The sequence below is a fragment of the Streptomyces sp. NPDC059009 genome, assembly GCF_042740175.1.
Lineage (GTDB): Bacteria > Actinomycetota > Actinomycetes > Streptomycetales > Streptomycetaceae > Streptomyces.
Window position 1 is genome coordinate 80,273 of the sequence record NZ_JBHYJB010000025.1, and the last position, 17,631, is coordinate 97,903.

14 protein-coding genes and 1 pseudogene are annotated in these 17,631 nt (G+C 72.9%); 8 read left to right on the plus strand and 7 right to left on the minus strand.

Annotation, left to right across the window (positions count from 1 at the left end; translation table 11 throughout):
• Nucleotides 1-2 precede the first annotated feature (2 nt).
• The 4 genes from ACFWYM_RS24415 to ACFWYM_RS24430 all read left to right on the plus strand — a co-directional run bounded on the left by ACFWYM_RS24415 (nt 3) and on the right by ACFWYM_RS24430 (nt 5,258).
• Entirely contained in the window at nt 3-1,514 is a 1,512-nt protein-coding gene (locus ACFWYM_RS24415) for a peptidoglycan-binding protein (RefSeq protein WP_384840968.1), read from the plus strand.
• Nucleotides 1,515-1,553: 39 nt separating this feature from the next.
• Nucleotides 1,554-1,745, plus strand: coding sequence for a hypothetical protein (locus tag ACFWYM_RS24420; RefSeq protein ID WP_384840971.1), 192 nt, complete (start codon nt 1,554-1,556; stop codon nt 1,743-1,745).
• Between the two features lie 73 nt (nt 1,746-1,818).
• A complete protein-coding gene (locus tag ACFWYM_RS24425) occupies nt 1,819-4,560 on the plus strand; it encodes an AAA family ATPase (RefSeq protein ID WP_384840974.1) in 2,742 nt (913 codons plus the stop codon).
• A 266-nt stretch (nt 4,561-4,826) separates the two neighbouring features.
• A complete protein-coding gene (locus ACFWYM_RS24430) occupies nt 4,827-5,258 on the plus strand; it encodes an STAS domain-containing protein (protein ID WP_384840977.1) in 432 nt (143 codons plus the stop codon).
• Nucleotides 5,259-5,289: 31 nt separating this feature from the next.
• Here ACFWYM_RS24430 and ACFWYM_RS24435 read toward each other — a convergent pair whose 3' ends face one another.
• Nucleotides 5,290-6,021 carry an NADPH-dependent F420 reductase gene (locus tag ACFWYM_RS24435; RefSeq protein ID WP_384840980.1) on the minus strand — a complete coding sequence of 244 codons (732 nt, stop codon included), beginning with the start codon at nt 6,019-6,021 and terminating at the stop codon, nt 5,290-5,292.
• 193 nt (nt 6,022-6,214) lie between these two features.
• Between ACFWYM_RS24435 and ACFWYM_RS24440 the strand changes: the two genes are divergently transcribed.
• The 4 genes from ACFWYM_RS24440 (at nt 6,215) to ACFWYM_RS24455 (ending at nt 9,376) form a co-directional block, all read left to right on the plus strand.
• The gene (locus ACFWYM_RS24440) at nt 6,215-6,871 is read left to right on the plus strand and encodes a TetR/AcrR family transcriptional regulator (protein ID WP_384840983.1); all 657 of its coding nucleotides are present in this window, start codon (nt 6,215-6,217) and stop codon (nt 6,869-6,871) included.
• Nucleotides 6,872-6,925: 54 nt separating this feature from the next.
• Nucleotides 6,926-8,101: a winged helix DNA-binding domain-containing protein gene (locus ACFWYM_RS24445; RefSeq protein ID WP_384840986.1), complete on the plus strand. Its 1,176-nt coding sequence runs from the start codon at nt 6,926-6,928 to the stop codon at nt 8,099-8,101.
• A 15-nt stretch (nt 8,102-8,116) separates the two neighbouring features.
• A complete protein-coding gene (locus tag ACFWYM_RS24450; RefSeq protein WP_384840989.1) occupies nt 8,117-8,521 on the plus strand; it encodes a hypothetical protein in 405 nt (134 codons plus the stop codon).
• A gap of 123 nt (nt 8,522-8,644) precedes the next feature.
• Complete coding sequence (locus ACFWYM_RS24455) at nt 8,645-9,376, plus strand: GntR family transcriptional regulator (RefSeq protein WP_384840992.1); 732 nt, start codon at nt 8,645-8,647, stop codon at nt 9,374-9,376.
• Here the strand turns inward: ACFWYM_RS24455 and ACFWYM_RS24460 are convergent.
• The 6 genes and pseudogenes from ACFWYM_RS24460 to ACFWYM_RS24485 form a co-directional block, all read right to left on the minus strand.
• Nucleotides 9,366-10,055 (minus strand): HAD family hydrolase, encoded by a 690-nt coding sequence (locus tag ACFWYM_RS24460; protein ID WP_384840995.1) that lies wholly within the window; start codon nt 10,053-10,055, stop codon nt 9,366-9,368. The two genes, ACFWYM_RS24455 and ACFWYM_RS24460, sit on opposite strands and share 11 nt — an antisense overlap.
• A gap of 220 nt (nt 10,056-10,275) precedes the next feature.
• Nucleotides 10,276-12,810: pseudogene (locus ACFWYM_RS24465) on the minus strand (sugar phosphate nucleotidyltransferase); the annotation flags it as partial.
• A gap of 39 nt (nt 12,811-12,849) precedes the next feature.
• Nucleotides 12,850-13,821: a Gfo/Idh/MocA family protein gene (locus ACFWYM_RS24470; protein WP_384840998.1), complete on the minus strand. Its 972-nt coding sequence runs from the start codon at nt 13,819-13,821 to the stop codon at nt 12,850-12,852.
• Between the two features lies 1 nt (nt 13,822).
• The gene (locus tag ACFWYM_RS24475; protein ID WP_384841001.1) at nt 13,823-15,145 is read right to left on the minus strand and encodes a trehalase family glycosidase; all 1,323 of its coding nucleotides are present in this window, start codon (nt 15,143-15,145) and stop codon (nt 13,823-13,825) included.
• Between the two features lie 5 nt (nt 15,146-15,150).
• Nucleotides 15,151-16,398 carry an MFS transporter gene (locus ACFWYM_RS24480; protein WP_384841004.1) on the minus strand — a complete coding sequence of 416 codons (1,248 nt, stop codon included), beginning with the start codon at nt 16,396-16,398 and terminating at the stop codon, nt 15,151-15,153.
• Nucleotides 16,395-17,516, minus strand: a complete 1,122-nt coding sequence (locus ACFWYM_RS24485) for a zinc-binding dehydrogenase (RefSeq protein WP_384841006.1) — start codon at nt 17,514-17,516, stop codon at nt 16,395-16,397. The genes ACFWYM_RS24480 and ACFWYM_RS24485 overlap by 4 nt, the downstream gene beginning before the upstream one ends.
• Nucleotides 17,517-17,631 lie beyond the last annotated feature (115 nt).

Consider the following 17,631-nt stretch of genomic DNA (forward strand, 5'->3'; position numbering starts at 1 on the left):
CCATGCCCGGCAGCACCGTGAGCGAACCGGCGTCCGGGGCAGGGCGCCGCCGCGCGGCACGGCTGTGGACCACGACCGTGCCCAACCGCGGGTACGCCCGCGCGCTGGGGTGGGGGCGCCATCTGCCGGAGATCGAGCGGGCGTTGAACCCGCACCGCCGCTCCGCATGGGACTGGAACGCCCTGGGCGACGAGGTCATGAAGTGGCAGGCGGCACACGGCATACGGGCCGACGGCGTCCTGGGCCCGGCCACCTGGTCACTGCTCAGGGTCGCGGCAGGCGTTGCCAAGGACCCGGCGATCTCCTACCAACTCCCCGAGTACGGACCGGGGTTCCGCGCCACCGCACGGCCGGAGCACCGCTGGGGCAGGGCCGAGACCGCCCGCGCCCTGCTGGCCGTCGCGGCGCTCTGGCGACGGCGCCACCCCCGCGGCCCCGTGCTCGACATCACCGGCATCGGCCCGCGCGGGGGCGGGCCGATGCCCGGACGCCGTTCGCACCGGCTCGGCCTGGACGTGGACATCCGGCCCCCGCGCCGCGCGGGCCGTCCGGGAAACGTCGGCCGTGCGGGGGCCGCCGACCGTCCGGGGGCCGTGGGCCGACGGGCACTCGGATACGACAGGGAGCTGACGCAGGAGCTGGTCGACCTGCTGCGCGGCAACGGCATCCTGCGCGTGCACCTCATCGTCTTCGACGACCCCGAGGTGCGCGGCGTCCGGCCGCGACCGGGCCACGACGCGTATCTGCACGTGCGGTTCGCCCCGCCGGACCCGCCCGAGGACGGGACGGCGGTGCTGCGGGCGGTCGAGCGCGAGTCCGCGCGGCCGCCCCGCCTCGGCACGCTCGCCGTCGTGGGGGTGGGGGCCGGGGCGGTGGCCGCCGCGGCGCCGTACCGCTTCACGGCCGAGGACCTGGAGTGGACCGCCCGGTTCGTCATCGGCGAGGCGGGCGGCCGCGACGACGCCGACAGCCACGCGGTCATCTGGGCGATGCTCAACCGGTACGCGCTGCTGACCCGCCCCTACTACCGCACCTTCCACACCTTCCTGCGGGCCTACTCGACGCCGCTGCAACCGGTGCTCAAGAGCTGGGGCGCGAGCAGGCGGAACATGAACCGGCCCGACTTCGTGCGCACCGGCGGCACTTTCGGCCCGCCCGCACCGCCGGGCATCCCCCGGGGCCAGCGCCGCGTCCACCTGGACCTGCAGCGGCGCCCCTGGCCCCAACTCCCTTCCTCCGCACGGTCGGTGGCCACGCGCGCGCTCACCGGCGTCATCGCCAACCCGATCGGCAACGCCACCGAGTTCGGCTCCACATACGTCTACTTCCACGACGCCCACCACCGGTACCCGGGCGCGGAGGAGTGGCGGCGCTTCACCGAGGAGTACGCGGCGCGGATGAAGTGGCGGTGGATCGGCCCGGTGCCGGGCCTGGACCAGACGAAGAACACCTTCTTCGTGCAGCGCAGGCTCGCCGCCCTGCCGGCCGGCGCGGTGCGGGTCCTGCCGCCCTGAGCCGTGCCGCCGCGCCTCGCACGCCCGTCGGGAGGGGACATGCGCGTGCTCATCGAACTGCACCACCGGGGGGACGAGGCATACGGCCGGGTCCGAGTCGAAGGCGCGGCCCGGCCGGTCCCGTTCAGCAGCTGGCTGGACCTGCTGCGCCTCCTGGAGCGCCCTGCGCCGCCCCGGTCGGCCGCGGGGGCGGAGCCCGACGAGGGGAGTGACCCAGGAGCCGCGGACTGAACGCCACCGGGCCCCCCTCCGTATGGGAAGACAGCGAGGAAGCGCACGGACGACCATCACGGGGGATGTCGCCATGCCGGAGCAGCCGCAGCGGAGCGCACCACCGACCGACGACACGGACCCGCTGTTCTGCGGCCGCGAGCAGCAACTCCAGGCGCTGCACGAACGCCTGCGCGCGGCGCGCGGCGGCCGCGCGCAACTGGTGGTCGTCGAGGGCCCGCCGGGCATCGGCAAGACGGCACTGATCCGCCGCTTCCTGCGCACGGCGGAGCCCGTACGCCTGTCGGAGGCCAGCGGCGAGGAGAACGAGACGACCCTCGCCTACGGCGTACTCACTCAACTCCTCCCCGCGCCCACGGCAGTTGAGGCACCGTTCCCGCAGGAGCAGCCCTGGCGGGCGGGCGCCCGGCTCCTCACCCTGCTGGAGGAGATCCCGGAGGGGGCCGCCGCCGTGGTCGTCGTGGACGACGCGCACTGGGCGGATCTGCCGTCCCTGCAGGCCCTCACGTTCGCACTGCGCCGACTGCGCCGCCGACGCGTGCTCACCCTGCTGGCCGTGCAGGACCCCGCCGACAGCCATCTCCCCGACGGATTACGGCGGTTGGCGATGGACGACCAGACCCTGCGGCTCGCGCTCCCGGGGCTGAGCGACGAGCAGACCGCGGCGCTCAGCGCCCGACTCCTGCCCGCCCGGCTGCCCGGACACGCCGCCGCCCGGCTGCGCGCCCACACCGAGGGCAACCCCCTGCACATCAGGGCGCTGCTGCGGCAGGTCCCGCCGGAGCTGCTGGCCGCCGTCGACGCCCCGCTGCCCGCACCCCGCTCCTACGGGCTGCTCGTCCTGGGACGCCTGGCGCACTGCGCGCACCCGACGCAGGACCTCGTCGCGGCGGCCAGTGTGCTCGGCCCGTGCAGTCCGCTCCACAAGGCGGCCCGCCTGGCCGGCCTCGACCACCCGATGGCGGCCGTCGAACAGGCCGTCAAACAGGAGCTGTTGGAGGAACACCTGACGGCCGGACCGCCCGAACTGGTCTTCGCGCACCCGCTGATCCGGGCCGCCGTCTACCACCACCTGGGCCCGGCGCGACGTGCCGCCCTGCACGCCGGAGCCGCACTGATCACCGACGACCTGTTCCGGCGGACGTGGCACCGCATGCTGGCCGCCCGCGACCCCGACTCCGCGCTCGTCGCCGACCTCTCGGCCGACGCCCGCAGGCAGGCCCTGGCCGGCTCCTGGTCCAGCGGGGCCTCCTTGGCGGGACACGCCTCCCGTCTCGCCACCACCGCCCGGGAGCGGGAGCGGCTCACCGTCGAGGCGGCCGACGCCCTGCTGAACGACGGACGGGTGGAGGAGGCCGCCGAACTGGTCCACACCCTGCCGGCCGGCCCCCACTCCGCCGCCCAGCGCTACGCCCAGGGGCACCTGGCCTTCGTCCAGGGCGAGACCTCCACCGCCCAGGTGCTGCTGGACGACGCCTGGCAGCGCTGCGACAGCGCCACCGACCCGGACCTGGCCCGACGCATCGCGGAACGGCTGACCTATGTGTGCCTCACCCAGGGGCGGGCCGAGGACGCCGTGCTGTGGGCCGACCGGGCCGACGGCCTGCCGCCCGCGCCGTTCAGCTGCGGGATGCCGCGCTTCGCCCAGCTGGCCGCGCTGGGGATGACCGGCGCCGCCGAGCGGGGCGGCGCGCTCGCCGCCCGGCTGCCGGAACCGGTCCTCGTGCCGGCCGGGGACATCGACCTGCTGCTCGGGCGGAGCGCGCTGCGGCTGCGCGCGGACGACCTCGACGCCGGCCGCGCGGACCTGCGGGCGGCGGCCCGGATCTGCCGGGGCGGCCCCGCACCCCAGCGGACCGTGACGGCGCTGCTGCTCGGCGAGGCCGAACTCCGGCTCGGGCACTGGGACGAGGCGCTGCGCCAGTTCGAGTCGGCCGCTGCGGTGGCCACCGCAGCGGGACTGGCCTGGCTGGAGCCGATGGCCTACGCGGACGCCGCGCTCGTGCCGGCCCTGCGCGGCGAGACGGAGACGGCGGCCGCCCACATCCGATCGGCCCGCGACAGCACCGGACACGACCACAGCGCATCGGCCCTGGCGCACGTGGCCCGGGCCCAGGCTCATCTCGCGGTCGCCCGGGGCGAGTTGGACCAGGCGGCGGACGCCCTGCGCCCCCTGCTCGCGCTGCGGGGCGCCACAGCCGTGCCTCCCTGGCGCCACCTCCTCGCGGAGGCCCTGATCGGGCTCGGCGACCACGAGCGCGCCGACGCGCTCCTCGACGACTTGGAGGACCCTTCGGCCCACCAGGGCAGGCGCTCCGTCCTGGCCGCCGCGGGCCGGCTGCGCGGCTGCCTGCTGGCCGCCCGCCAGCGGCCCCGGGAAGCCGAGGCCGCGTTCCGCACAGCACTGGACCACGCGGAGGCGGTCCCCGACCCGTTCGCCAGGGCCCAAGTCCGGCTCGACTACGGGGCGTTCCTGCGCCGCACCGGCAAACGCACCGCCGCGACCGAGCACCTGCTGCCCGCGCTCGGCGCCCTCACCGAGCTGGCCGCTGCCCCCTACACCGCCCGCTGTGAGCGTGAACTCGCCTCCTGCGGGCGCTCCGCACAGCTTCCCGCCGACCTCACCCCGCAGGAACTCACCGTCGCCCAGCTCGCCAGCACCGGACTGATGAACCGCCAGATCGCCCGCAGACTGGCCCTCAGCGTCAAGACCGTCGAGTTCCACCTCAGCCACGCCTACACCAAGCTGGGCATCGCCTCCCGGATGGACCTCGCGAGGACGCTGCCCGCTCCGGGCGTGACCTCGGAACCCTGACTCGGTGAGACGCTCACTTCACGCCAACTTCCTCTGGTCCAGGGAAGGTTGGTTGGCGGCGTACGGCAACGGGGTATGCCTATGGCACCACCACAACGCCGCCCTGGACCCCGGTGGTCTCGGCACACGCCACAGACACCCGCATGTGACCGTGATGTGGGTGGCGCCCGCCCACCCAGGAGACCTGATTCTCTCGCCCTCTTCGCTGTCGCGGCACCCTCCACAGTCCGGCCCCAGGCACCACGCAGCGCCGCAAGAGGGAAGCCATGACCGAGGAAGAAGTGACCGCGTTCGGGGTCCGGGCCCGGCGAGTCCGCAGTGATCGGGAGACGCTGGTGGTCGAGGTGCGGGGCGACCTCGACATTCTCGCCGCCACCCGGCTGTCACCCCAGCTCGAGCACTTCGCCCAGGAGCCGTACCCCTGCCTGGTCCTCGACCTGCGCCCGGTGTCCTTCATGGACTGCAGCGGCCTGTCCCTGCTGGTGCGCGTACGCCGGCACGTGGTGGCCCGCGACGGCGAACTCACCCTTGTCATCGACCGGCCGTTCTTCCGGCGGGTCCTGCGGCTGGCGGGCCTGTCGGGCGTCTTCGTGATCAGGGACAGTGTCGGCGACGCGCTGGGACGGCGGGGGCGAGCGGATTCCGGCGCCGGCGCCGCAGGCGATGCCGGCACCGCCTGCGAGGCGAGCTCCGCGTAAGGCGTACGCGGCCGGGCTGCCGCTCCCCGCGTCAGCGCACGACCTTGACTCCGAAAGGCGTCCCGAAGCCCAGGGCGAAGCCGATCGCGCTGTGCATCCCCGCGTACATCTCCATGCCGCGCGAGCTGACGATGCCGCCGAGGTCGAGGACGTCGCTCCAGCCGTACGCCGTCAGGAGCTCGGTGACGGCCTTCTTGGCGTCGGCGTCCTCGCCCGCCACGAACATGGTGTGGTCCCCGCCGCCGACCGCCTTCGGGTCGACGACGGTCTCCTGCTCCTGCGTGACGAAGGACTTGACGACCCGCACGCCGGGCAGGGCGCGCTGGATCTGCTCACCGAGGCTGTCGCTGTCGCAGGGGTCGAGCTTCGGCATGACGCCCCAGGGTGTGGGCCAGGGGTGCTCGAGCTCGGGGTTGTAGATGTAGGGGACCGCGTAGTCGACGAGGACCTTGCCGCTGAGGGCGTCGGCGATGCCGGTCAGGGCCGCCACCGCGTTGTGGCCGTCGATGCCGTTGATGACGATCCGGTCGGCGGCCGCGGCGGCCTCGGCGAAGGGGAGCAGGGTGACGCCGGGGTGGTCGGCGAGCCACTCCTTGTACGGGACGTTGCCCATCATGTCCGGCTCGGTGCGGGCCAGCGTGGCATCCACGTCGCGGGTGCCGACGTGGACCTCGTGGCCGAGCTCGGCCAGCTTGGCGGCGTGGGCGCGGCCACCGCCGCCGGTGCCGAGGACGGCGATCTTCGTGCGCTTCGTGGGGGACATGGCGGCTTCCAGGGGGTGGGGGATGGGGATACTTCAATTAGTACACACGTACCGAAGTGTTGTCCAGATTTCCCAGCAAAACGGGCACTGTGTGACCATCTCACCTGCCATCAGCTACATTGATGATTGATACATTCGTTCAGGAAGCACGCCTCGGAGTGGACGCAGAAGCGAGATCGGAAGGAACGTGGCCATGGCCGACCAGCGCGGCGCCAAGCGACGCCGGTACGCCCCGGAGCAGCGCGTCGAGGAGGTCACCGCCGCCGCCGAGCGGATCATCGCCGCACGCGGCATCGAAGGGCTGACCCACCGCGCGGTGGCCGAGGAGGCCGGCGTCCCGCTCGGGGCGACCACGTACCACTTCGCCGGCAAGGGCGATCTGATCCAGGCCGCGCTCCGCCGCTCCGTCGAGCGTTATGCCGCCTACCTGGACGACTGGGTCGCCCAGCGCCCGCACCTCACCCCCGAGCAGCTCACCGTGCTCCTCGCCGACTCCCTCATGGGCGGATACGCCGCCTCGCGCGGGCAGCAGGTCACGGAGGCCGAGCTGTACGTGGCCGCGATGCGCCGCCCGGAACTGCGCCCGCTCGCCGACCAGTACATCGAGCTGGGTGTCGACGCCCTGTGCCGGTACGTCGATCCGCTCACCGCGCGGGCCGCGGTGATGGCCGCCAACGGGCTGTCCCTGCGCGCCGTCGCCGCGAGCGAACCCCCGAGCCGCGCCGAGGTGGAAGGCATCCTGCGCCGCATCCTGACCCCCAACCCCGCCCTGCCGGACACCCTCCACCTGCCGCCCGACGCCACCGAGCCCGCCACCCGGAACCAAAGCCGACACCAGCGCCAGAACTAGAACCACACCCGAGAACCACCCAAGAACCACCCGAGAACCACTGAGGCCCCGACCATGAACGCCCGCGCCCGCCCCCACCTCGACACCCGGCAGCGCCGCGCCCTCCTGGCCCGCCGCCACCTGCCCCCGCACCCCCGACGGGCAGGCACCGTGCGCGAGGTCACCGAGTCCCTCGTCGCGCTGCACGCCACCGACCCGGCGACCGTCCACCTCTCCGCCGCCGCCCGGCTCGCCGACCCCCGCCCCGAGGCGGTGGAGCGAGAGCTCTACGACCGGGACTCACTGCTGCGGATGACCGCGATGCGCGGCACCCTGTTCGTCGTGCCGACAGACCTCGCCCCGGTGCTGCTCGCCACCACCGGGCGCCCGCACGCCGCCGTACGCAAGAAGGGCCTGCTGCGGCAGTTGGGGCTGTCGGGGGCGGAAGGGGAGAGGTGGCTGGAGAAGGTGTCGCGCGACGTCCTGGCGCTGCTGGCGGAGCGTGCGGCGACCACCGCCGAACTGGCCACCGCCGTCCCCGGGTTGGAGCGGCAGCTCGTCCTCTCACCGGGCAAGCCGTACGAGTCACGCCGCACCGTCGCGGCCGACGTGCTGTTCGTGCTGGCGGCCGAAGGGCGCGTCGTGCGCGGGGCGCGGCGCGGCGGCTGGACCAGCAACCAGCACGCCTGGATCCCGGCGCCCGAACTCCCGGACGCGTCTGCCGAGTCGGCGCGCTGTGAGCTGGTCCGGCGCTGGCTCGCCGCCTTCGGGCCCGGCACCCTCGCCGATCTGAAGTGGTGGACGGGCTGGACGCTCACCGACACCCGTAAGGCAGTGGCGGGCGCGGGGGCGGTGGAGGTCGGCCTGGCCGAGGGCGTGGGGTACGCGCGGGCCGAGGACCTGGAGCCGGAGGCAGCCGCGGAAGCCGAGCCCTCGGCGGCCCTGCTGCCCGGTCTCGACCCCACCCCGATGGGCCGGCGCGACCGCGACTTCTACCTGGACCCCGCCCATGTGCCCGCGCTCTTCGACCGCATGGGCAACATCGGTCCGACCGTGTGGTGGGAGGGCCGCATCGTCGGGGGCTGGGCGCAGCGCAACGACGGCACCCTGGCCTGGCGGCTGCTGACGGACGCGGGCCGGGAGGCGCGTACCGCCGTCGAGGCCGAGGCCGAGCGGCTCGCCGCCTTCCTCGGCGAGCGCCGCTTCACGCCCGCCTACCGCACGCCGCTCGAGCGTGAACTCGCCACCTGAGGAAGGGATGCATCGATGAGTTCTTCATCAGGGGCCGAGCCGTCGGGGCACTGGGACACCCCCTGGTACCGCGTGCGGACCGAGCACTTCGAGGCGTCCTTCCTGCCCGGCGACGGCGAGGACCTGGACGCCGTCGACGCCGTCGACGTCGAAGTGCGGCTGAACGACGGCTCTCGGTGGAGCGCCACCGTCTGCACGGTGGCGCACGTGGAGACCCTGATGCGGCGGTGGGCCGCCACCGGGGAGGCGCTCGGCGGGCGCTACTTCTGGTGCCCGGACGGACTGATCGTGCGGGAGCCCGGCATCGGCAACATGGTCGAGGTGCTGGTGGGCCTGGTGGAGAACGGGGAGTTCACCCGCATCCTGCAGCGCCACGATGACGCGCCCGACGACGGACTCGACGACGGACTCGACGACTGAGCCCACGAGCGGGCATCAGCGGGGGGAACGCGTCGGCTGAAGCGGCGCGAGGGGCGTGCTCCGGGGTCCGGCATGATGGGCGGGTCGCCGGACAAGGGGCGGCTCGCACCGTCGGAGGGTTGCATGACGAAAGCCGACTTCACGCCCAGGTACTACCAAATCGAGCAGGCCCTGCGTCTCCGTATCGCGGGGCTGCGCCCGCACGATCTGCTGCCGTCGGACGCGGAGTTGTGCGCCGAGTTCAAGGTGAGCCGGATGACCGCGCGGTCGGCCGTGCAGCGGCTGGTCGCGGCGGGCCTTGTCTACCGGGTCTCCGGGCGGGGCACCTTCGTCGCCGAGTCGCTGCCGCACCGGCGCACCGAGAGCCTCGTCCGCTTCAGCGAGCAGATGCGGCGGCAAGGGCGCGAACCCTCGTCCAAGGTGCTCACGGCGGCGCTGCGCCCCGCCACGGACAGCGAGGCGAACCGGCTGTTCCTGCTCCCGCCCGTCGACGTCGTCGAGATCAGCCGGATACGCCTGGCCGACGGCGTCCCGACCGCCCGCGAGAGCGCGGTGTTCCCGCCGGACCTGACCTCGCTGCTCGAGGCCGACATCGCGAACCACTCCATGCACGAGGCCCTCAACGACCTCGGCAAGATCCCCACCCGCGGCCACTCGTCGATCAAGGCCGACGTCGCCGGCGCCGAGGAGGCCGACCTGCTGGCCGTCCCGCCCGGCACGGCGCTCCTCGTCGAACTGCGGCTCATCCTGGACCAGTACGACCAGCCGCTGGAACTCGCCGAGTCCCGCTATGTCAGCAGCCGGTACGCGCTGGACGTGTCCTTCGACGTCGAGGCACTCGGCCCTACGCAGTGACCAGGGCGGCGGCCCACTCGTGCACCGCGGGCTCGGTCAGCGAGTCCAGGTGCCAGGCGCCGCCCGTGTCCCCGACCCCGTCCGGCAGCGACGGGACGAAGACCGGCGCGAGCCCCGCCGCCTGAGCCGAGGCGAGGCCCGTGTGCGAGTCCTCGAACGCCACCGAGCGGTCGGGCACCGCCCCCACGGCGGCACACGCGGCCAGATAGATGTCGGGCGCGGGCTTGGGCTCGGCCACGTCGTCGACGGACACCGTCACCGGCAGCAGCTCCGCCAGACCGGTGGACTCCAAGGTGAGCCGCAGCAGCGGGCGGGGACTGTTGCTGGCCACCGCGACGGGCACCCGCGCGGCACAGGCGCGGACCAGCTCCACCGCCCCCGGCAGCGTCGCCACCCCCTGCTCGACCTCCTGCTGCACCCGCCCGAGGAGCGCGGCGGTCAGGGCCGCCTCGTCCCCGGGGCGTTCGAAGTGCCGCGCGAGGATGACGCCCAGGGCCGTCGGCGTCCGGCCGATGAGCATCTTCTTCTCGGCCAGGCCGAAGGCGAGCCCGTGCTGTTCGAAGAGCGCTTTCTCGGCGCGGGTCCAGCACGACTCGGTGTCGACCAGGAGGCCGTCGCAGTCGAAGACGACGGCATCGACTTTCGTCGCCACGGGGTGGGGGGTGGGCACGACGGACACGGTGACTCCTTGGACGTGGGTTCCTCGGACGCGGGTGGGGGATGGGGGTGCGCGGCGCAGAGCCGACCCCTTGGTGCACGGTTCAGTGCACGGTGACGTCGCTGATCTGCGGTCCCTCCTCGCTGCGCGGACGCGTGAAGATCCAGTCCCGGGCGGTGGACCGGGTCCCCTTCGGCTGGGGGAGGTCGGCGAGAGGGGCGGACGGGGGCGGCGTCTGCAGCGCCTTCCGTACGTGGGCCGTCCACCGGTCGAGCACCGCCCGGGCCTCGGCGCGGTCGGCGCCCTCCGCCCAGAGGTGGGTGACCGGTTCGGCCGGGTCGGGCACGACCATGACCCAGCGGGTCCCGCTCTCCACGATCCGCACGCCTTCCGTGACGGAGGTGTCCCGGGTGCCGTCGGCCGCGGGCAGCGCCTCCGCCAGGGTGCGCATCAGGGAGCCCTTCGCCTGCCAGGGCGTGGGCACGGTGTGGTGCAGCACGTGGGGGCGGGGCGCGCGGTCGACGACCGCGCTCAGCGGCTCCCGCGAGCGCGCAAGGAGGCCGGCCAGGTGCACCAGCGCGGCGATGGCGTCGAACGTGGGGGAGACGGCGGGCAGCACGAACCCGCCGCGCCCGTCGGCGGCCCACCGCACGCTCTCCTCCCGCGCGCTGCGGCTGAGGGCGTACGCGGAGTCGGTGGTCCGGCGCACCTCGGTGCCGCGGGCGGCGGCCAGCCGCTCGGCGCCGCGCGAGTAGGTCGCCGGAAGGGCGACGAGCCCGCCGGGCTCCGCCGCGGTGAGCAGGTCGAGGAGGACCAGCGGCAGCCGGTCCTCGGCGACGGGACGTCCCAACTCGTCGATGACGTCGAGGCGTTCGCCCACCGCGTCGATCCGTACGCCGAAGTCGGCCCCGGCCGCGGTGACCATGTCCCGGACGGTGTTCCAGCCGAGGTCATGCCCCATGCCTTCGGCGCCGCCCGTGTCGCCCGCAGCATCCTCATCTTCCGCACCGCCCGAACGCGCGGCCTGCTGACCGGAGGTGAGGACCAGGGACTCGATGCCCACGGAGCCGAGCAGCCCCGGAAGGAGCGCCGCCACGCTGTCGTGCGCCGCGTCCACCACGACCTTCAGCCCGGCCCCGGCGATGCCGGACGTGTCGACGCCCGCCAGCAGCGTGCTCACATACGCGTCGGTGACCCCGCCGGGGCTGAGCAGGCTGCCGACGGCGTGCGGGTCGGAGCGGTACTCCTGGCGTGCGTAGACGCGGTCGAGCGCGCGCCGGGCCGCCGGGGACAGTTCGCACCCGTGCTCGTCCAGGAACAGCACACGGACCCGGTCCGGCGCCCCCTGCACGGCGTGGATCACCACGCCGCCGGCGCTGTGCCGGGACGTCTGCCGGCGGGCCACGGGCAGCGGGACGTTCTCGATGTCCAGGACGTCGACCGCGTTGCACTGGAGGGTCGCGGTGAACGCGCGGGCCAGTGCGCGGGCGCCGGGCGAGCTGTCGCGGGCGACCGTGACGCGGGCGCCCTGCGGCAGGGTCGCGGCATACGTGCCGGCGAGCCGGACCATCAGGTCGGCGGTCATCTCCACGTTGAGGACGCCCGCGATCCCGTCGGCGCCGAAGAGGCTGGCCTGGTGGCGCGAGCCCCAGATCAGGGAGGAGTTGACGGCGGACTTCGGCTCGACGACCTTCTCCGGGTACACCCGGACGCCGCCCCCGACGAGGGCCTGTTCGCCGATCGTGCAGCCCGCTCCCACGACCGCGCCCTCGGCGATCTGGGCTCCGCCGAGCACCCGGGTCCGCTCTCCCACCACGCAGCCGCGCAGCCGGGCGGACGGGCCGAGGTAGACGCCGCCGTGCACGATCGCCCGCTCGGTGACCGCCCGCGCCGCCACCACGGTGCCGGGGCCGATGACGGAGTGCGCGCCGACGACGGCGCCCGCCTCGACGCTCGCGTTCTCGCCGATGCAGCACGGCGCCCGGAGCTCCGCGTCCGGGTGGACCTGGGCCGTCGGGTGCACCCGGATCCCCGGCGCCCGCTCGAATCCGCCGAGGTCGAGGCGGACCCTGCCGTCGAGGAGGTCCTCGTGCGCCGTGACGTAACTGTCGTGCGTGCCCACGTCCTCCCAGTAGCCCTCGGCCACGTACCCGTACACGGGCCGCCCCTCGGCGAGCAGGCGGGGGAAGACATCCTTGGCCCAGTCGGCCGGGCCGTCCGTGGGGACGTAGTCGAAGATCTCGGGTTCCATCACGTAGATGCCGGTGTTGACGGTGTCGGTGAAGACCTGTCCCCACGTCGGCTTCTCCAGGAAGCGCTCGACGCGGCCGTCGTCGTCGACCACCGTGATGCCGAACTCCAGCGGATCGGGCACCCGCGTCAGACATACGGTGGCCAGGGCGCCCTTGGCGCGGTGGAACGCGATGAGCTCGCTCAGGTCGATGTCCGTGAGCGCGTCGCCGGAGATGACGACGAAGGTGTCGTCGTGCAGTTCGGCCCGGGCGTTCAGGACGCTGCCCGCCGTCCCTAGGGGGGTCGTCTCGTGCGCGTACTGCAGGCGCATGCCGAGGTCGCCGCCGTCGCCGAACCGCGAGGTGATCAGATGGGCGAGGAACTGCACAGTGATCACTGTGTCGTCGAGTCCGTGCCGGGCCAGCAGGCGCAGCACGTGCTCCATGATCGGGCGCCCCGCCATCGGCAGGAGCGGCTTGGGAAGGTCACAGGTCATGGGGCGAAGGCGGGAGCCCTCACCGCCCGCCATCACAACAGCTTTCATCGCAGGGCAGCCTTTCTCACATCAGCCAATGAAGGTCGGTCACTTCGCCGGGGGAGTCCCCATGACCGTCAGGGCCGCGTCGATGACCTGGGCGATGAGGAGGGACTGTTCGATGGGGACGACATAAGAGGTCCTGCCGGAAAGAGCGCGGTCGATGTTCTCGACCATCAACTGGTACGGATCGGTGGCGGGGTAGGGCGAGACGTCCACGGGGCCCTGTGCCCGCGCGAGTTCCAGCTCGCACGGCTCGGCGCCCGCGGTGTAGGCGGGGTCGGTGAGGCGCACGGTCCCCTCGCTGCCCCGCAGGGTGAACTCCTGCTTGAGGTCGCCGAGCAGGGAGCAGGCGATGTCCGCGGTGCCCCCGCAGGGGAACCCGAGCGTCATGGCGATGGCGGAGTCCGCGGACGTCGCGGACCAGCGCTGGTGCTGGACCCGGCGCACCTGCGGGACCTGCCAGTCGAAGGCGGCGAGCGCCAGGGAGATCGCGTAGAAGCCCACGTCGTAGAGCGCGCCGCCGCCCAGGGCGTGCTCACGGCGGTAGTTGCCGGCGTCGGGGGCGATGCCGTGGAAGTCGGCCGCGACGTGTTCGACCTTGCCGATCTCGCGGGTCTCCAGCAGCGCTTCCATGTCCCGGGTGCGCGGATGCCAGCGGTTCCAGGCGGCCTCGACCAGCAACCGGTCCGCTTTGTGCGCCGCCTGGATCATCGAGTCGACCTCGGTGGCGGAGAGCCCCAGCGGCTTCTCGCACAGCACGTGCTTGCCCGCGGCCAGCGCCTCTTCGACCCAGCGTCGATGGGCGGAGTTGTGCAGGGCCACGTACACGATGTCGACGTCCGGGTCGGCCAGCAGGTCCGGATAACTCTCGTACGTCTTCGTGGGTTTGAGCAGGCGTGCCCGCCGTTCGTCGCGCGCGGCGACCGCGTGCAGCGTCGCGCCCTGCGCGGCGTGCACCGCCGGGCCCAGACTGGACTGGGCGATCGAACCGGCCCCGAGAAAGCCCCAGTTGGCCATGTCAGTCCTCCAAAGAGAGTTGCTTGCCGTCGACTCCGAGCAGCGGTACGCCCTCGGCGGCCAGGAGATCGAGAACGAGGGAGCTCCAGCCGAAGGACTTGGCTCCGTGCCCGTCCGCGTCGTGGGGGCCGTAGCACTCCCGCAGTCCCGCGTTCGCCGCGCATTCGGCGCTGCGCAGGGCGAGTTCACGCGCCTGCTCCGCGTAACCGCGCTTGCGCAGCCCGCCGTGCAGATACCAGTTCAGATTCATCCAGCTCGACCCGCGGAAGATCGCCTCGGTGGCGAACACGGCGTCGAAGGCGGGCTCCGTCGCGGCCACGCTGGAGACCGGATAGCGGTGCCAGAACTCCCGCTCGTTGAGCAGGTGTTCCTCGATGATCCGCTTGGCGATGTCGTCCGGCACGAAGTCGTTGATGATCGGGAACAGGCAGCTCGCGGTGAGTGACCGCACCCGCTCCCCGGCCACCAGGTCGAGGTCGAAGAAGGCCCCGGCCTCCTCGTCCCAGCAGTGCTCGACGAGCGCGCGGCAGACGTCCTCGGAACGGCGCAGCAGACCGGCCGACGCCTCGGCGGGCAGTCCCGCGCGCTGCGCAAGCCGGGCCAGTGCGGCGAGGCCGTCGGCGTAGATGGAGTTGACGAGGACGTCGTTCCACACGAACGTCCGCGCCCGGCGCAGCGGGCTCTCCGGATGCCGCCCGCCCGAATAGCCGTCGATCAGCGTGCGCATGGCACCGTGCCAGGCCGCCGCGACGCCCTTCGGTGACACACCGTCAATTCCCAGCGCCCGGTCGTACTTGGGGCTCATGTCCAGGCCCGACTCGTCGGGCTGGTAGATCTCCAGGAGACCCGTCGACGGGCTGGTGCGGTGCTCGTGCAGCCAGGTGAAGAAGCGCAGGGCGGGCGGCAGGACCTCGCGGAGCCAGACGTCGTCACCCGTGGCCTCGTGGACCCGCTCGACGGCCCGCGCGAGCACAGGGGGAGCGATGGTGACCGAGCGCCACTCCTCCCACACGTCGATGCGGAATTCACGGGTCGCCTGCGGGCGCAGGTCGTCCTGCCACAGCATCATGTGAGGCAGGAATCCGGTGGTGGTGACGGCCGACACCAGCGAGGAGAGCTCCCGCTGTGCACGTACCGGGTCGAGGTGGGTGAGAGCGATCGCGTGGTAGCTGCTGTCCCAGGCCCACTGGAAGGGATAGGTCGCGGGCGAAGGACAGGTGTAGTAGTACGGGAGTCCCGCACCGTCGGAGAATCCGCTGCGGTGGTTGGCCCGGAGCGTGGCGGCCGCCTCCTGCGCGGCCAGCCTCGCGGTCATCACATTCATGTCGGTCAAGACTCCATAGAGGGGGCGGGCTGCGCCCGGGAGGGCTCCGCGACGGTCTGTTCGGCCCGCGCGAACCTGGTCACGACGAGGAGGGCGGCGGCGGCCCCGATGAGCACCGCGGCGACCGTGAACGCGCGCTCCACGCCCACCCGGTCGGACAGCGCGCCCAGCAGGAACGGCGCCACCATGATCGCCGCGGACACCATGAGCTGGACCCGGGCGGTGGCCCGCGCCGTGTGCTCGGGTGCCGTGGCGACGGCCATGGACAGGGTCAGTGGGAAGAGGTTCGCCACGCCGAGCCCGGCGAAGAAGAGCGAAGGCAGGGCGAGGGAGGGGGAGTCGGCCGCCCACAGGGCGGTGAAGCTCACCGCGGTGAGCGCCAGCGCGTACCCGGTCAGGGCGGACGCCCCGCCCTGACGGCCCGACAGCCTGCTCCCGGCCAGGCGCCCCACGAGCGTGCCGCCGTAGAAGAGGCTCAGGGCGGTGCCCGCCGCGCCCGACGACATGCCGACTCCGGTGGTCAGGTGCGGCGACCCGTACAGCACCAGGCAGAACTCGAGCCCCACCACGACACTGCACAGGACGCCCGCAAGCCAGAACCTTCGGGGCAGCCGTGGGGCGCGGCCGTTCCCTGGCGTGCCGACGTCCTCGGGGGTACCGGCGACGGCTCCCGTCGTCCGTCCGGACAGGAACGGCTCGCGCCGGAACACCCCGTACACCGCGAGGAACGCGGCCAGCGGGATGAACAGCGTGGTCTGCCAGTCCGCGCCCAGCATCCCCATCGCGCCGATGGCCAGCGGGGCGGCGAGCGCCGCGGCACTGGCCGCGGCGTTCGCCTCCACCAACGCCCGCTCGCGCAGCGGCCCGTGGTGCTCGGCCAGGACCGACAGCGTCACCGTCTGCAGCAGCGCGCCGCTGACCCCCATGAGGGCCGCGGCCACGAGCGTGACCGCGACCACGGGGCCGACCGCCATGAGCACGGCCCCCAGCGCCACCGCGCTGATGGACAGCCAGAAGGCCGAGCGGTAGCCGATCCGCCGCCGGACGCGCTCGAACGCCACATTGACCAGCACGCCGCCCGCGGCGAAGACCGTGGAGTGCGCGCTCATCATCGCGTACGAGAAGTCCAGGTCCTCGCGCAGCAGCGGCAGGAGCGGACCCTGTAGATACAGGGCGAAGGCGTAGACGGCCAGACCCGCATAGGCCATGCGGGTCACCGGCCCCCGGCGGAAGTCCGCGACCTCGGAGGTCAAGCGGGGACCCCGATCTCGTCCACGCCGGCCTCACGCTCCAGGTAGTCGAGGAGCACGCTCTCGCTGAGCATCGACGTCTTCATCGAGGCGCCGTTGCCGTAGTCGGTGAAGCCCTGGCGCACGCCCGCCTCGTCCCCGAGACCCACGCGGGTCGTCACCAGGGGACGCGCGTCCACGAGGCCCGTCTCGATCAACCGCAGGGCCACGGAGGCCACATGGGCCGACCGCGTCATGGGGAACTCGCGGACGTCGAAGGGGGTGGAGCGCAGCCGCAGCCCCTTGGCGAGGATCATCCAGGTGTTGAAGCGCTGCGGCGTCATCGAGGCGCCGTACAGGACGTATGTGCCGCCCGGGCGCAGCAGGCCCATCGCCAGCTCGCGGATGTCCTTGCCGCCGTGCTCGGGGGCGTCGATGTGCGGCAGGGCGTCGAAGACGTAGTCCGCGTACTGGTCGTGGTGCTCGTGCACGAAGGTGTCGAGCTCCTCGGCCTGGCCCTCCGCGTTGAACGCCCGCATGGCGCCGTGCTGTTGGGCCAGGCGCATGCGCTGGTCGTTGCGGTCGATGACGGTCACCGAGCCCGCGCCCAGGTGGCGGTCGAGCACCTGGACGGCCAGCAGGGCGCTGGGTCCGGCGCCGAGCACCACGCAGTGGTCGCCCGGCTTGGGCGGGTTCATCAGGAGCGAGCGCAGCACCGAGGTGAGCGGCTCGACGATCGTCGCCAGGTCGGAGGGGATCGAGTCCGGGAGGATGACCGCCGCGGCCTGGTTGGCGTCGTAGAAGTTCCGCTCGGTGTAGAAGTTCGTCTCCATGCCGAGCTGGCCCGGGAAGAGCGGGCGCAGGGCGCGGTACTCCGCCATCCCGCCGAAGTCGGTCTGTCCCCAGTAGCCGATGCGCTGGCCGGGCTCCACCAGCCCCTTCAGGCGCGAGCCGACCTCAAGCACCCGGCCGACGTACTCGTGTCCGGGAATGATCGGCCAGGCGTCCGGAAACAGATGTCCCCTGAAGTACGAGACGTCGGTGGAGCATATGGAGACGGCTTCGGTCTCCAACAGCACCTCATCCGACTGGCATTTCAGGTCGGGCACCTGTGAGCGAACGATCTCACCGGGTGCCGTCATGAGGTACGCGTACACACTCTCTCCAAGGAACACAACAGGTGGTAACAGCAGGCATGCTGACGCAGCATCAACTAGCGGCGGGCAGACGCCTGGTGGCGCTGTCCCCTTAGTCGAT

Bases quoted from the DNA above. Each gene is read 5' to 3' on its own strand.
- ACFWYM_RS24415 (WP_384840968.1), top strand. From the start codon at position 3: ATGCCCGGCAGCACCGTGAGCGAACCGGCGTCCGGGGCAGGGCGCCGC.
- ACFWYM_RS24420 (WP_384840971.1), top strand. From the start codon at position 1,554: ATGCGCGTGCTCATCGAACTGCACCACCGGGGGGACGAGGCATACGGC.
- ACFWYM_RS24425 (WP_384840974.1), top strand. From the start codon at position 1,819: ATGCCGGAGCAGCCGCAGCGGAGCGCACCACCGACCGACGACACGGAC.
- ACFWYM_RS24430 (WP_384840977.1), top strand. From the start codon at position 4,827: ATGACCGAGGAAGAAGTGACCGCGTTCGGGGTCCGGGCCCGGCGAGTC.
- ACFWYM_RS24435 (WP_384840980.1), bottom strand. From the start codon at position 6,021: ATGTCCCCCACGAAGCGCACGAAGATCGCCGTCCTCGGCACCGGCGGC.
- ACFWYM_RS24440 (WP_384840983.1), top strand. From the start codon at position 6,215: ATGGCCGACCAGCGCGGCGCCAAGCGACGCCGGTACGCCCCGGAGCAG.
- ACFWYM_RS24445 (WP_384840986.1), top strand. From the start codon at position 6,926: ATGAACGCCCGCGCCCGCCCCCACCTCGACACCCGGCAGCGCCGCGCC.
- ACFWYM_RS24450 (WP_384840989.1), top strand. From the start codon at position 8,117: ATGAGTTCTTCATCAGGGGCCGAGCCGTCGGGGCACTGGGACACCCCC.
- ACFWYM_RS24455 (WP_384840992.1), top strand. From the start codon at position 8,645: ATGACGAAAGCCGACTTCACGCCCAGGTACTACCAAATCGAGCAGGCC.
- ACFWYM_RS24470 (WP_384840998.1), bottom strand. From the start codon at position 13,821: ATGGCCAACTGGGGCTTTCTCGGGGCCGGTTCGATCGCCCAGTCCAGT.
- ACFWYM_RS24475 (WP_384841001.1), bottom strand. From the start codon at position 15,145: ATGAATGTGATGACCGCGAGGCTGGCCGCGCAGGAGGCGGCCGCCACG.
- ACFWYM_RS24485 (WP_384841006.1), bottom strand. From the start codon at position 17,516: ATGACGGCACCCGGTGAGATCGTTCGCTCACAGGTGCCCGACCTGAAA.